At 41.0% G+C, this 15,890-nt stretch carries 9 protein-coding genes; 3 read left to right on the top strand and 6 right to left on the bottom strand.

Translation table 11 applies throughout. The annotated features are described in order from the left end of the window. Nucleotides 1-6 precede the first annotated feature (6 nt). Both pstA and OIZ54_RS14290 read right to left on the bottom strand, forming a co-directional pair. Nucleotides 7-1,656: a phosphate ABC transporter permease PstA gene (gene pstA, locus OIZ54_RS14295; RefSeq protein WP_004587623.1), complete on the bottom strand. Its 1,650-nt coding sequence runs from the start codon at nucleotides 1,654-1,656 to the stop codon at nucleotides 7-9. Between the two features lie 15 nt (nucleotides 1,657-1,671). Next, nucleotides 1,672-3,906 (bottom strand): ABC transporter permease subunit, encoded by a 2,235-nt coding sequence (locus OIZ54_RS14290; protein ID WP_039972240.1) that lies wholly within the window; start codon nucleotides 3,904-3,906, stop codon nucleotides 1,672-1,674. Nucleotides 3,907-4,564: 658 nt separating this feature from the next. Between OIZ54_RS14290 and OIZ54_RS14285 the strand changes: the two genes are divergently transcribed. The 3 genes from OIZ54_RS14285 to OIZ54_RS14275 all read left to right on the top strand — a co-directional run bounded on the left by OIZ54_RS14285 (nucleotide 4,565) and on the right by OIZ54_RS14275 (nucleotide 8,817). Beyond that, nucleotides 4,565-5,071 (top strand): glycine cleavage system protein R, encoded by a 507-nt coding sequence (locus tag OIZ54_RS14285; protein WP_024031441.1) that lies wholly within the window; start codon nucleotides 4,565-4,567, stop codon nucleotides 5,069-5,071. A gap of 178 nt (nucleotides 5,072-5,249) precedes the next feature. Beyond that, entirely contained in the window at nucleotides 5,250-7,337 is a 2,088-nt protein-coding gene (ppk1, locus tag OIZ54_RS14280; protein WP_004587626.1) for a polyphosphate kinase 1, read from the top strand. Next, entirely contained in the window at nucleotides 7,330-8,817 is a 1,488-nt protein-coding gene (locus OIZ54_RS14275) for an exopolyphosphatase (protein WP_264390653.1), read from the top strand. The genes ppk1 and OIZ54_RS14275 overlap by 8 nt, the downstream gene beginning before the upstream one ends. Before the next feature lie 192 nt (nucleotides 8,818-9,009). Here OIZ54_RS14275 and OIZ54_RS14270 read toward each other — a convergent pair whose 3' ends face one another. The 4 genes from OIZ54_RS14270 to OIZ54_RS14255 form a co-directional block, all read right to left on the bottom strand. Then, a complete protein-coding gene (locus OIZ54_RS14270) occupies nucleotides 9,010-9,465 on the bottom strand; it encodes a hypothetical protein (RefSeq protein WP_004587628.1) in 456 nt (151 codons plus the stop codon). A gap of 293 nt (nucleotides 9,466-9,758) precedes the next feature. Beyond that, nucleotides 9,759-12,881 (bottom strand): efflux RND transporter permease subunit, encoded by a 3,123-nt coding sequence (locus OIZ54_RS14265; protein WP_264390652.1) that lies wholly within the window; start codon nucleotides 12,879-12,881, stop codon nucleotides 9,759-9,761. Next, nucleotides 12,878-14,413 carry an efflux RND transporter periplasmic adaptor subunit gene (locus OIZ54_RS14260; RefSeq protein WP_264390651.1) on the bottom strand — a complete coding sequence of 512 codons (1,536 nt, stop codon included), beginning with the start codon at nucleotides 14,411-14,413 and terminating at the stop codon, nucleotides 12,878-12,880. Before OIZ54_RS14260 ends, OIZ54_RS14265 begins: the two co-directional genes overlap by 4 nt. Before the next feature lie 4 nt (nucleotides 14,414-14,417). After that, nucleotides 14,418-15,740 carry a TolC family protein gene (locus OIZ54_RS14255; RefSeq protein ID WP_264390650.1) on the bottom strand — a complete coding sequence of 441 codons (1,323 nt, stop codon included), beginning with the start codon at nucleotides 15,738-15,740 and terminating at the stop codon, nucleotides 14,418-14,420. Between the last annotated feature and the right edge of the window lie 150 nt (nucleotides 15,741-15,890).

Below are 15,890 nucleotides of genomic sequence, written 5' to 3'. Positions count from 1 at the left end.
TACTAATTAGTGTTCAAGCGATCTGAATTTTTCACGTAAATGGTTACGTATGCCTATCGCTGTTATGTTGAGGGTAATAATCACCGACACTAATAAGAAGGCCGTTGCGTATACCAGCGGGCGTGCCGCTTCAACATTCGGGCTTTGAAAGCCCACATCATAAATATGAAAGCCTAAGTGCATGAACTTTCTATCTAAGTGAAAATAAGGGAAGTTGCCATCAAGTGGTAACGTAGGGGCCATTTTTACCACACCTACGAGCATTAACGGCGCAACTTCACCGGCCGCTCGAGCAACTGCAAGTATTAAACCTGTCATAATTGCTGGGCTTGCCATAGGAATAATAATACGCCATAAGGTTTCAACTTTGGTTGCACCAAGCGCTAATGAACCATCACGCACTGTACTAGGAATACGCGATAAACCTTCCTCGGTTGATACAATAACAACCGGTAATGTAAGAATAGCTAATGTAAGCGCAGACCACATAACACCCGGCGTACCAAATACTGGCGTTGGCGCAGCTTCTGGGTAAAACAGTTGGTCAAGGCTACCACCTAACATGTAAACAAAAAAGCCTAAGCCAAATACACCGTAAACAATAGACGGTACACCGGCAAGGTTAATTACCGCAATACGAATCATCTTAGTTACTGCATTTTTAGCTGCGTACTCATGCAAGTAAATTGCAGCAACAACACCAAATGGGGTCACAATAACGGCCATCAGCATAACCATAAATACTGTACCAAATATAGCAGGGAATACGCCGCCTTCGGTGTTTGCTTCACGTGGGTCGTCTGATACAAACTTACCCAGTTGTACAAAGTAATGACCTAACTTTGAGAAAAAGCCCATGTCGTTAGGCAACCAAACATCAAGCACTTGATACAGTGGAATGGTGACTACTTCACCGCGCATGTCCTTAACTAAAACTTGGTCACGTTTGGCTTTTTTACGCAGTGCAAATAACTCTTTTTCAAGTACTGCGTATTCGTTACGTAACTCGGCACGTGCTTGAGCAAGCTCAGCCACACGCTCATCGGTTAGTTCGTCATCAAGTAGGTACGCTTTTTCTTGTAAGCGAAGACGCTCTAATTCGTAGTTGATATGACCGATGTCGCCATTTTGTAAATCAAGCGCTTCGTCGTTTAAATCAACCGCACGCTCTACTAGCTCATGTAAAGTTTCGATTTTATCGCCAGTAACCGGCTTTCCATCTTTAATTACACCTTCTATGTAGCCATAAAAGTTACCGTTTTTACTGCGCTCAAATACAGCAAGCGTAGCCGGTGTACTTTGCTCAGTAATATCGGTTTCTAATATCCAACGAAAATCTAAATCTACATATTCGCGGTTACCTGTTTTTATAAGTAAACGCTCAACTTCGTCTTTATTAAAATCTGATACATCAATACCTGTTGCAGCTAAACGCGCTGTAGGCACAAGTTCTCGGTCGTAAACTTCACCAATGATGGTTTGTTTTGAAATAGACCCTTCTAGCTCAAATTGAACTACCTCTGATGGCCAGAAAAAGCTTAATCCCTTCCAAGCTATCATTGCTAATAAACCGAGAACTGAAATTAAGCTGATGCTTACCGCACCACCTGTCATCCAAATCCAAGGAGAACCAGACTTAAACCACTGCTTTACCATGTCGTGTCTCTCCACTTACATTGAGCTGTATTTTTCACGCAGTTGCTGACGAACAAACTCAGCCACTGTGTTGAAAATAAAGGTGAATATGAATAGTACAAATGCTGCTAAGAATAATATTCTATAGTGCGAGCTGCCTACTTCTGATTCAGGCATTTCTACCGCAATGTTTGCTGCAAGCGTACGCATACCTTGGAAAATACTCCAATCCATAATGGGCGTATTACCTGTTGCCATTAATACAATCATGGTTTCGCCTACTGCACGGCCAAGTCCCATCATTACAGCAGAGAAAATACCTGGGCTTGCTGTAAGTAGTACAACACGTACTAGCGTTTGCCACTGCGTAGCACCAAGTGCTAGTGAGCCATTTGATAAATGTTTAGGAACACTAAATACGGCATCTTCTGCAATCGAGAATATAGTAGGAATAACGGCAAAGCCCATCGCAATCCCCACCACTAAAGAGTTACGTTGGTCAAACGTCATACCCAGCTCGTTAGTTAGGTACTGACGTACATTTCCGTCAAACATCCAAAGCTCTACGGTTTCGCTCATTGCAAACGATACCCAGCCTATAAATAATACAACCGGAATAAGTAAAATAGAGTGCGACCCTTCAGGGATTTTATGGCGAATACTCGCTGGTAACTTAGTCCAACCTAGTGCTGTTGCTAGCACACCTAACGGTAATAAAATCAATAAGCCGACAATAGCTGGTAGGTGCTCTTCTATAAGTGGCGCTAACCACAGGCCTGCTAAAAAGCCTAATATTACAGTTGGGAGGGCTTCCATAATTTCTACCGTTGGCTTTACCACTTTACGCAGCTCGCTCGACATAAAGTAAGCGGTGTAAATAGCGGCAGAAAGCGCAATGGGTACTGCAAATAGCATGGCGTAAAGCGCTGCTTTTAACGTACCAAACGAAATAGGAACCAAAGAAAATTTAGACTCAAAGTCATCACTTGCCGATGTAGATTGCCAAATATAACCAGGCTCAGGGTAACCTTCGTACCACACTTCTTGCCAAAGTGCAGACCAGGTAACCTCTGGGTGCTCATTATGAATTTCTAATACGGTTAGTTGATTATCGGCTAAAATAAGGGCGGCATTTGAGCGCGGAGCTATAGCAAAGTTTTTAATCTCGCCATCACTTACTTTACCTTGCCAAAGTTTTGCCTCACTAGTGGTGTAATACACACCTAACTCACCGTTACTGCTCGTAGTGAAGAAAGTTCGACGATAAAACTCGGTAAAAATGTTCAGCTTGCTTTGTTTAGTTGTTTCAAACGAGCGAATTTTTTGATACTCACGGCCGCTGTCTGTATTGACTTCAAACCACTGCGATACTTCACCGTTATCGTTTGCAAGCATGAGTGAGTTAGCACCAGCAAGTAGCTGCGCAGACACTAAGTTAGCACTTTCTTCGTTAGCCGAAAGCAGCTGAATTTGCTCTACTTCGCTTGGATAGCGTGTATCGTAAACATAAATTTGATTCGCCGAACGTACAAATGTGCGGGTGGTGTCTGGCGAAATTAAAAGCTCATCAACACGGCCTTCAATATTAAGCTCAGTGCGCTCAACTACCCATTCTACTTCACCGGTAAACATGTTTTCTTCAGCAACAAAGCTGCTAAATAAAACGCGTTTGTCTTCGGTTAAAGCAACCACGGCTGTTTTATCTTCGTAATGACTAAATGCAAAACGCTTAATGGCAGCACCTTGCTCGTCAACTTCTAATGCCATTTTGCCAAGTGGATAATCTAAACGTGGCGTTAGCTTTCTTTCGTTGTTAGGAAAAGTAACTAAAAACTTAGGTGCTACCAGCACCACTGAGCCATTTTCTAAACCAAACGCATAATGCCCCTGAAACGGCGCACTGTTTGCAAAGCTTGATGCATCACTAGGTAGCTCGGCGCTTAATGTTTTAAGCTTTTTACCAAAGCTGCCATCTTGCACACTATAAAAATCTACCTTTCCTTGCTGAGAGAGTAAAAAAGCAACCTCAGTTTGCTCCTCAACACCTAAGCCCACAATTTGTTCAGCATTAGCAACGTTAAAACTGTTACGTTTTTCTACTTTTGCTGATTCAAAAATTGGTTGTACTACATAAAGAAGGTAAAAGAATATTAATAACAATGCTATTAATACCATTACTCCGCCTGCGGAAATACCCCACTTTGCAAACCGGTCTTTAAATAGACGGCTTCGATCCGTATTTAAAGTCGGCTTATTCGGATTGGAAGTCATCAAAACACCCTTTAATTCTGTCGTTGCGCAAATTATATTTCATCAAGATGACAGTAATGTTACAGATGTAATAAATACCCGCCTAAATGCTTTAAAATCAGTCCTTTTTTCTAATGACAGCGCTTGCTTAATTGTTACTCACTGATATGCCACAACATAAATCGATACAAAAAAGGGGAAATATTTAATATAAATGCCCTAAATTAGTGCCTATTTAGCTATTTAATAACGCGTTTTACTGCCCTGCTGGAGATGACTAAATTTATGCTTTTATGGCGCATTAGTTGTTAACACTTTTATGGTTAAATAAAGTGCATAGCGCTCAAAGCATGGAAAAAATAAATGTTATGGTTCATAAATGACACTTATTATCAAAAGTGCTATAAAATTGTTAATAAATTCAGTGTGAGTTTATCTTCTTATGGGAACTAATTTGTGCTTTTATTGGACAAACAATTTAACGCAGACAATACTAAATCTATGTATAACGAAACCAGACCGCAGCGCTAAAGTTAAAAAAATTCAACGATAAAGACACAAATAAGTAATAATAAACAATTAGTTTTTTATGGGTTTATATTACCCACTACAATGATAGAAACGTTATAAACACTTAATGCCTACGCATTTACATTTTCAGGCTTAGAGAGAGCTATTTATGAAGCAGTTGGTGATCACCATTTTAGGGCAAGACCGGCCCGGATTAGTAGAAAGTATTTCATCGGTTATCTTGCAAAATAAGGGTAACTGGCTGAGCAGTAATTTAAGCCACTTACTAGGCCACTTTGCCGGCATTATTCAGGTAGAAGTAGCGCAAGAGCACTTTGAAGCATTGCAAAACGCATTAAATGCCTTACCTAAACTCGACGTACGGATTGAAACTGGCAACACTGAAGTAGAGCCAAGTAGCAAAGAACAAATAAATTTTGTCATTACTGGCAATGACCGCCCGGGCATTGTGCAGGAGCTGGCAAGTGTAATACGCCACAAAGGCGCTAGCATTACTCACTTAAACTCAAGGCAACAAAGTGCGCCAAATTGGGGAGTGCCTATTTTTAGTGCCGTAGCTACAGTCACCTTACCCAGCGGTATGAATAAAGAAGAAGTTATTGATGCACTTGAATCGATTACCAGTGATTTAATTGTAGATATTGAAGAGGCATAGCCCAAACGCCGTTGACATAAAAATGACATGGTAGTCATTTTTATGTCATCTAACTGGCGTATGTTTGAGTAAAAAGGGCTGATTATTACTACTTTTATTGCTTTTTACATTGTAAACCTCATAAGCGCACACACAGCCCCAAATTAAATTTGAAACATATCCTGATAACGGAATAGATATGAATGCCCATATAGAGCCCCCTCAAACAACTGAATATTTTGCAAAAGAATTAAGCTGGCTGTCATTCAACGAGCGTGTACTACAAGAGGCTAAAGATAAAAATAACCCGATTATTGAGCGCATGCGTTTTTTGGGCATTTTCTCTAATAATTTAGATGAATTTTTTAGAGTACGTGTTGCTGATGTAAAGCGCCGAATTTTATTAAATAAACTCCCCGATGCTAATTTTGAAGAAGACGAAATACTGCTTAGTGAGATACAAAAAAAGGTACTGCAGTTAGGTAAAAAATTTAACCACATACATCAGCAGGTATTAACCGACTTAAACCATCATAACATTCATGTTAGTCGCCCTGATGAGCTCAGTGAGTTTCATTTAAACTGGTTAAAAAATTACTTTCATGATCACGTTCTTCAACATACTTCTCCTATTTTGCTAAACGAGAACAAAGACTTCTCTACCTATATAAACGACACCATGACCTACTTATTTGTAGAAATGAGTGATGAAAAAAGTTATTACGCAATGCTTGAGGTACCCACCGACAGGGTTGATCGCTTTATAAACCTGCCTCCAGAAAAAACCCGCCGCCATAAAACCATTGTAATGCTTGATGATGTTATCACTTACTTTTTAAACGATGTATTTAGTAGCTTTTTTTCTTATAAAAGCATTGCCGGTTATGCAATTAAATTAACTCGCGATGCAGAGTACAACCTAGACGACGAGCTAGAGGCTGGCTTACTTGATAAAATGTCCAAAGGGTTAAAACAACGTATTTATGCTGAGCCAGTAAGGTTGGTTTACGATCAAGCCATGCCTGAAAACATGCTAAAAGTGATGAAAAAGCGCCTCGGTGTCACGCATCATGATGCGTTAATTCCTGGGGGGCGTTATCGTAATTTTAGAGACTTTATATCGTTTCCTAATGTAGGGCGCCAATATTTAGAAAACAAACCCCTCCCAGCATTGCAAAGTAGTGCGTTTAATAAACATGCCAGTGTATTTGACGCTATTAGCGAGCAAGATATTTTACTGTATTACCCCTATCATACTTTTAATCATGTGCTTGAATATGTGCGCCAAGCGGCCTTCGACCCTAAGGTTACGCAAATAAAGGTTAATATTTATCGTGTAGCGAGCAAATCTAGGCTGATTTCATCGTTAATTAATGCCGCTCAAAACGGTAAATTAGTAACCGTTATGGTTGAGCTAAAAGCACGTTTTGACGAGCAAAATAATATTGAATGGGCAAAGGTGCTAAGCAGTGCAGGTATTAAAGTAATTTTTGGTATACCCGCACTAAAAGTGCACAGTAAATTATGTGTGGTACACCGTAAAGAAAAAGGCCAAATAGTAAAATATGCTCATATTGGAACAGGCAATTTCCATGAAAAAACAGCCAAAATTTACACTGACTTTAGCCTATTTACTCGCCACACTGGTATTTGTGAAGAAAGCGACAGCGTATTTAGATTTATAGAAAGCAGTTATAAACCGTTCAAATTTGACTACTTAATGCTTTCGCCAATTAATGCCCGTGAAACGCTGCTTAATTTAATCAATAACGAAATTGACCATGTTAAAAACAACAAACCAGGCAAAATAACGGTAAAAATAAATAACCTCGTCGATAAAGAGCTGGTAGACAGGCTTTACCTAGCTGGTCAAATCGGCGTTAAAATTAGAATTATTGTACGTGGCATGTGCTCGCTCATCCCTGGCGTGCCTAAACTTAGCGATAATATTAAGGTAATTAGTATTGTTGATCGCTTTTTAGAGCATCCTCGCGTAATGGTATTTGGTAACAATGGCGATGAAAAAGTATTTATATCTTCTGCTGATTGGATGACACGTAACCTAGATCATCGTGTTGAAGTAGGTGTTCCTATTTTGGATGTTAAGTTAAAACGCCTTATAGTTGATATATTAGAGCTACAATTTAAAGACCGTACCAAAGCACGCATTATTGATAGCGAGCAAAAAAACGCTTATGTAAGAAGGGGTAACCGTAAAAAAATTCGCTCTCAAATAGCAATTTACGATTATCTAAAAAAATGGGAACACACTTATTATAATGAATGATCACCCTTCAATAGCCGCAGTTGATTTAGGCTCCAACAGCTTTCATTTAATGGTTGCCCGAGAAGTAAACGGCACTTTGCAAATTTTGCACAAAGAAAAACAACGCGTTTATTTAGCCGATGGGCTAGATGATAAATTTCGCTTAAGCCAAGCTGCAATAGACCGCGCCCTCGTGGTACTAAAGCAATTTGCTAAAACCTTACATGAGTTCCCCGCAAGTAATGTAAAGGTAGCTGCCACTTACACTTTTAGGCGCGCTAAAAATATTAACGCCTTTTTAGCCCAAGCTAGCGCTGTATTTCCTTTTCATATTGATGTAATTGCAGGTCAAGAAGAAGCGCGCCTTATTTATCAGGGCGTTGCGCATTATGTTCATAATGAAGAAAACCGTTTAGTGATCGATATTGGCGGTGGCAGTACCGAGCTTATAATAGGTAAACATTTTAAGCATAAGCTTTTATCTAGCCGTAATATGGGCTGCGTTAGCTTTACAAAGCAGTTTTTTAGCGATGGAAAAATAACGGCCAAACGCTTTAACAAAGCGCAAATAAGAGCCGAGCAAGAGCTTGAAGCCATTTTTTCTAATTATGTAAGCGAAAATTGGCAAACAGTAATTGGCACGTCGGGCACTATAAAGTCAATATTAGCGATGATAAGCGCCACAAACCCGCAACAACCTAACATTACTTACGACGATGTACTCGCGTTAAAACAACAGTTTATTAGTGCTAAACATATTGATAACTTAGCTATTGCAGGGCTTACACCCGAGCGCCAACAAAGCATATGCGGTGGGTTAGCAATTTTAATTGCGATATTTACAGAGTTTGCCATTAAAGAGCTGACCTACAGCGATTTTTCGTTGCGCGAAGGGCTGCTGCACGAAATGCAGCAAAAGCTGGCCGATAAAGATATTCGCTCAAACACCATTAATAACTTAAGTGAGCGCTACACCGCTGATAAAGCGCATGCAGTGCGTGTTGCTGATACGGCTATTTGGCTCTATAAACAGTTAAAAAATGTATGGCATTTAGATAATAACGACGATATTGCTTTGTTAACGTGGGCGGCAAAATTACACGAAATTGGTTTATCAATTAACTCATCGGGGATTAACAAACACAGCGCTTATATAGTGGCGAATAGTCAATTACCCGGTTTTACGCAGCAAGAGCAACTTATTTTAAGCTCACTTATACGCTTTTATCGTAAAAAAATTAAACTGACAGAGCTGCCAGAGTTTTTAACTATTTCTCAAAAGCACGTGCTTAAACTGATTGTTATTTTACGCTTGGCCATTTTATTTAATCAAAAGCGCCAAGTGAGCTTAAAGCCGGATATGGAAATAAGCGCAAGCAACTTAGGGTTATTTATTAAGTTTAGTAACAGCTATTTGCAAGAGCATACATTGCTACAAGCAGACCTAGAGCAAGAGCAGCTCTATCTTAAAAAAGCAGGGATTCAGTTTGAGTGCGTTTAATTTTATAAGGCTATTAAAAGCCTGTAACATTGTTTGTTCTAAAGTAAAGTAACTGCGACGCGCGCCTTTTAACATGAGCTTGCTGCTTTACTTTCCCCATGTAAAGCACACATAATAAAGCGCCCTTGGGGTAAACCCAAGGGCGTTTGAAGCTTTACCTATAAACATAAAAGCCGAGTTATTTTATCAGGTTTACATATCCATGTGGCGGTTTGAGCTTTGCATCATTTGCTTAACGCCTTGCTTTTCAAGCTCTAAAATTTGCTCGAGCTTTTCTTTACCGTTTTCTGTCTCAGCGCGCTCTAATAAGTACTCGTAAAGTTCGATTACTTTTTTGTGCTGCTCAGAGAGGTAGTTTTGAATCACCTTTTCATCAAATTCTTGGTCTTTGCTAATATCGTTAAACGTAATTAACTCGGGGTTGTCTGCAAAGTATTCGTAGCTGTAAGTATCTAAGGTGTTGATCTCTGTAATTGCTTTAAAGCCAACCAAGTCTTCAGCTAACTTTTTTTCATAATCTAAATAATAGTCCACTAGCATCGCGTTACGTTCATCAAGTAACTCCTTAACGCTGTAAAAATTTGCCGCCATTTGTGTGTGAAATAAAACGGTCCAATCGTACACTTCTTTAATTGTTTTAACTTGCATGTGCATTCCTTACTAAGTTGACTGTATAAGGTATAGGTTGCGTAAACCGTGCCAACATAAACTCAATTAAAAACAATGCATTAAAAATAAAAAAACAGCAGCTAGGTGGGTTATTTGGTACAAGTTACAAAATACGGGTAATTTTTATAGGGCAATAAAACAGATATTGCCCACAGTGTGCTATTAGAGCCTGCTGAATTAGGGGCAGCTATCAAGCTCACAAGGGTAAAAACCGTACACCGCGATTTAACCGCCCCTTCATTCAGCAAATTTTAACTCACAAAGAACAACACCTATTGACTAATATGCTGCTTTTTCCACAGTAAATACACCGCAGGTATAACCAATAGCGTAAGTATAATTGCGCTTAACATCCCGCCTACCATCGGCGCAGCTATTCTACTCATCACTTCGCTACCGGTGCCGGTGCCGTATAAAACGGGTAATAAGCCAGCAATAATGGTAGCTACCGTCATCATTACGGGGCGCACTCTTAGCCCTGCACCTTGCATAATAGCGTGTTGTAACGCTTGTAAGTTAAATGCAGTTTCAGTTTGCTCGCACTGCTGGCGCTGCTCTGTATAAGCTTGGTTTAAATATACAAGCATTATGACGCCTATTTCTACCGCAACACCGGCCAATGCAATAAACCCTACACCCACTGCCACCGAAAAGTTAAACGCTTCAAAGTACATTAGCCAAATGCCGCCTACCATAGCCAAAGGAAGGGTGGCAATAATAATAAGTACTTCGCTTAGGCATTTAAAATTAAGGTATAGCAGTATTACAATAATCGCGAGTGTAAGCGGGATCACATAAGTAAGCTTTGCTTTTGCGCGTTGCATGTATTCGTACTGCCCTGCCCAAGTAATTGAATAACCAGCGGGTAATTGTAGGTTATCACCAAGTACTTGCTGAGCTTGTGCTACATAGCTGCCAATATCACTGCCTTTAATATCAATTAAGCTCCACCCATTTAAACGCGCATTTTCGCTTTTAATGCCGGTAGGGCCATCTTCAATAAATACTTTAGCAACATCACCAAGTGCAATATGTTGGCCTGATGGTGTAATAATAGGTAATAATTTTAAATCTTCAGGCGAAGCACGAAAGCTCTGCGGGTAGCGTAAATTTACCGGGTAACGCTGTTGCCCTTCAATTGTTTCAGTCACGTTTGAGCCGCCAATTGCAGTAGCTACAACCTGTTGTATGTCGGCTATATTTAGATTATACCGTGCTGCTTTTTCGCGGTTTATATCCACTTTAATATAACGCCCTGTGGCTACACGCTCTGAATACACTGAGGCTGTGCCGGGCACATCTTTTAACAATTGCTCAATTTGCTGCCCAATGTTTTGAATTTCTAACAGGCTTGGGCCCGCAATTTTAATACCCACAGGCGTTTTAATACCGGTGGCAAGCATATCAATTCGCGTTTTTATTGGCATAACCCACGCATTTGTAAGGCCCGGTAATGTAACTAAGCTTTCCAGCTCGGCTTTAATTTTCTGCTTCGTCATGCCCTCTCGCCACTGTGATTTAGGCTTAAACTGAATAAAGGTTTCAATCATTGTCAGCGGTGCGGGGTCGGTTGCGGTATCGGCGCGCCCTATTTTACCAAATACAGTTTTAACTTCAGGCACAGAGGCTATGAGTTTATCTGTTTGCTGTAAAATTTTTCGCGCTTCACCAATAGAGAGCCCAGGGTAAGTTGTTGGCATATACATTAAGTCGCCTTCATCTAGCAAAGGAATAAACTCACTGCCTATTTTGTTTACCGGATAAAAGCCTATAACCGTCACTATAAATGCAATAAATAACGTACTTTTTGGAAATTTAAGTACGGTGGCTAACAGCGGTTTATACCCTGCAACCAAGGCTCTATTAACTGGGTTTTTATGCTCAGCAATGACCTTACCCCGAATAAAGTAGCCCATTAGCACCGGTACTAACGTAATAGCTAAACCGGCAGAGGCTGCCATCGCATACGTTTTTGTATAAGCAAGCGGGGCAAACATGCGCCCTTCTTGCGCCTCTAAAATAAATACAGGCATAAAACTTACAGTAATAATGAGTAAACTAAAAAATAACGCAGGGCCTACCTCGGTGGCCGATTTAGTCACTATTTGCCAGCGGTTTTGCTTAGTCAGAGGCGTTTTTTCCATGTGTTTATGCATGTTTTCTATCATTACGATAGCACCATCTGTCATAGCGCCAATAGCAATTGCAATCCCGCCTAACGACATAATATTAGCGTTTACACCTTGCCAATACATCACAATAAAAGCCATTAATATACCCATAGGCAAGGTAATAATAGCCACCAGCGATGAGCGCACATGAAATAAAAATACCACGCACACTAAGGCTACAATAATGAGCTCTTCAAACAATTTATTACTTAGGTTATCGACCGCGCTTTTTATTAACGTGGAGCGGTCGTAAACCGGAATTATTTCAACCCCTTCGGGTAACCCTTGTTTTAAAGACTCAAGTTTTGCTTTTACGCGAGAAATCGTTTCTTGGGCGTTTTCGCCATAACGCATCACCACAATGCCACCCGCAACCTCGCCTTCGCCATTTAGCTCTGCAATGCCTCGTCGCATTTGAGGACCTAAGCGCACATCCGCTACATCTCGTAATTGTAATGCACTTCCTTGGGCGTTAATTCCTAATGGAATGGCTTCTAAGTCGGCGACACTTTTAATATAACCTGTGCTGGTTACCATGTATTCGGCCTCAGCCATTTCGATTACTGAGGCGCCAGTTTCTTGATTACCTTGGCTAATTGCAGTTTGTATCAAACTAAGAGGAAGGCTATAAGCACGTAACTTAACGGGGTCTACAACCACTTGGTACTGCTTTATCATGCCACCTACAGCAGCGACCTCAGATACACCTTCAACGCTTTGCAGTTCAAATTTTAAAAACCAATCTTGCAAGCTACGAAGCTGGCTAATATTGAGCTGATTTGTTTTATCGACTAACGCATATAAATAAACCCACCCCACTCCTGTGGCATCGGGCCCAAGTTGTGCCTTTGCACTTGCCGGCAAGCGGCTTTCTACCTGACTTAAATACTCTTGAACGCGGCTTCGGGCCCAGTAAATATCGGTATTTTCATCAAAAATAATATACACATACGAGTCGCCAAAAAACGAAAAACCACGCACTGTTTTAGCACCAGGCACAGACAGCATTGCTGTGGTGAGCGGGAAGGTAACTTGGTCTTGCACTACTTGGGGTGCTTGGCCTGGGTAGCTGGTTTTAACAATTACCTGTACGTCCGATAAATCCGGAAGCGCATCAACGGGTGTCTGTTTCACACTGTAAATACCCGCGCCAAATACAATAATACTCAGTAACAATACGAGAACACGATTAACGACCGACCAGCGAATAACAGCAGCTATCATAATGACTCCCCATGCATTGAATGATGAGCTGCGCCTTCGTCAGTAGGGTGCTCAGCAATTTTGCTTATTACAAATTCGCCCTCAATAATGCTAAATGTAAAATGCACCTGCTGATCAGGGGAAAGCGCACTAATATCAAGCTCTTTAGCAAGTATAAAGTCCATAGTAGCAGGGCCTCTGTTCCATTTAGCAATAGCCTCTCTGCTAATATTAATAACCCGCTGCGCTGCGTTTATATTATTTATGGTTCCCATTACTGTGGCTGTTTGAACCGCTTCAGCCTTGTCCATTTCCATGTTAGGCATGTCGCTCATGGCATGAGTGCTCGGTGCGCTCATACGCTTAAAGTCCGAGTCTTTACTCGACTCAGAGTCTATTAAAAACTGCGCAGCAGTCACAACACGGTCTTCTTTGGTAATGCCCGATAAAATAGCCACCTCATGGTGGCTAATTTGCCCTACTTTTACCGCCACCGATTTAAAACGCCCATCGCCTAGAGCAAGTACTACTCGGTTTTGTGCACCTGTACGAATAAGCGCTTGCTTAGGTATAACTAGTTGCGGTGAATCACTGTGTGTGTGAATACTTACTTGGGCAAACATATTAGGTTTAAGTAGCCCTGCGGTATTTTCAAAACGCAGCCTTACACGTAAAGTGCGATTTTTAGCATTCAGCGCTGGGTAAATGTAATCTACTACGCCCTGCCACTGCTTACCTTGAATGTAATCAAGGGTCATTGTAACGGGAAGCCCTTTGCTCACTAAAGCTGCTTGGCGCTCAAATACTTCTGCCTCTACCCATACTTGATCTAATTTAGCGATGCTCATCATTGAGGTGCCGGGCTTAACATAAAAACCTTCACGTATATTAAGCTCATCAAGCACGCCACTTTGACGCGCGTAAAATGTAATGTTTTGCATCACTTTTTTATTTTTTTCTAAGCGCTCAATAAAGCCATCAGACACATTTAGCGACTCTAAACGCGCTTTAGCAGCACGAAACAATACGCTGTTTTTTCTATTTACTGCGAGTAAAAATTCTTCTTGTGCGTTCACAAGCTGAGGAGAGTAAAGTGTGTAAAGAGGCTCACCGGCATTAACGGGCTCCCCTTGCGCTTTTACAAATAAAGTTTCTATCCACCCTTCTACGCGGGGGTGAATATGAGTTAACTGATCTTGATTGTATTGCACATAACCGATTGTTTGAATATCACTTTGCAGTGTTTTCAGTTGCACTTTACTGGTTTTAACGCCTAAGTTGTTAACCACTTCAGGTGATATTTTTATAGTACCTGGGCTGTCGTTTTCAGCGTTTGCGTATACAGGCACCAGCTCCATCCCCATTGGTGATAGCCCTGGTTCATCGCGCCTATAATTACTGTCCATTGGCGCAACCCAATACAGCGGCTTCGCTTTTTTATTATCAGCGGTTGTGGCTAAGTGCTCGGTATTATCAATCAACCAGCGATTAGCAATAAACATTAACGTGGCACCAATAAGCAGCGCTACAAGGTATTTTAAGTTAGTTTTCATTGTTTTATCCTTGTAACTCAGCCATTACTAGCGAGTCTAAACTGGCTGCGTAATAATTTAAGCGAGCAATAATTATGTGTTTGTCTATTTGAATATTAAGGGCATCTATTTTGGCGTTTAGCTCACTAATACGCGCGCGCATAACATCAGAAAAGTCGCCATCGTCACGGGTATACGCGTTTAAAGTAGCCTGAGCTTGTTGCGACATTTGCGGTAATAACGTGTTTTGATAAAGCGTATTGCGCTGCTCAATTCGCTCAAGTTGACTAACCTCTTTAAAGTACTGTCCTTTTAAGCTTTGTAGAGCCACGCGTTTGTCGGTTTTAATGGCCTCTGCATTAGCAATAGCCGCATTAACTTGCTGATCTTGCCTGTTGTCGGTAAATAAAGGTAAATCAATACTCACCCCCACCGAAAGCAAATCAGCACGCGATTCACCAGCTTGGTTATCAGCGCGGTAGCCATAACCCATATTTACGCCAAGTTGTGGCTTATAACTTTGTTTAGCAAGGCTCACTTGTGTGCGTTTAGCGGCTATACGTTGATCTATAGCCACCATAGAGGGATGCGCCATAAGTAACTTAATGAGTTCATCAAAGTCTAAGCTATTAAATTGGGTAAGCGGGGCTGGCGCTGTAAAAGTTAGGCTTAATGGTTGGCGTAATATGCTCTGTGGTAACCACTGGGCTAACCCTTGTTTAGCGGCATCTAGCTGCTGCGCTAATACAATCAGTTTATCTTCAAGGCGTGTGAGCTCCAATTGTGAGCGAATAATATCTTGCTGACGGGTTTTACCTAAACTACTGGAGTAACTGGCTTCGGTAACTTCAATTAACTGGCTAAACAATGCTTTATCTTGTTCAATTAACGCAATACTTTGCTGTGCTCTGTAGGCATTTAACCACAGCTCCATTACCCTCGCTTTTACTTGCGCCTTTCGCTGCGCCCTAAGCCACGGGTGCTCAAGTGCTTCTTCTTTTATTGCTTGTTGGCTAAGTGCTAGGCTATTGCCACGGCTAAAGCTTTGGCTTATACCCACTTTTAACTGCGTCATGTTTTCTTGATCAAACGCAAAGCCATCTGCGGGTACACTTTGCAAACCTATGCTTAATACGGGGTCTGGTAGAGTACCTGCAGCAATACTTTGCGCTGTGGCGGCGGCTTGCTTTTGCTCACTGGCGCTCAGCCACGGCTCGTTATTGAGCGCTAGGTTTATGGCATCCGTTAAATTAAGGGTTGATGCTTTTGCTATGGCATCACTATTAAATACAGCACCAAATAAGGTGGCGCTCAGTAATACAGCTTTAAAAATTACAGTGCGGGTCATTGCCTGCTCCATCTAAAATTAAAAATAAAATCTTAAATTAACAAGCAGAACAGGCGCTTTAAGCGAATATAGCTAAATTTCAATTATACCAATGATGTTAAATTAGTCGTTATGTATAGCGACAGTTAAATAGAGTGATAACAAAGCATA

The sequence above is a fragment of the Pseudoalteromonas sp. A3 genome (assembly GCF_025942345.1).
Lineage (GTDB): Bacteria > Pseudomonadota > Gammaproteobacteria > Enterobacterales > Alteromonadaceae > Pseudoalteromonas > Pseudoalteromonas atlantica.
Note: the sequence above shows the minus strand (reverse complement) of the source record. Positions and strands in the feature narration are given on the sequence as shown.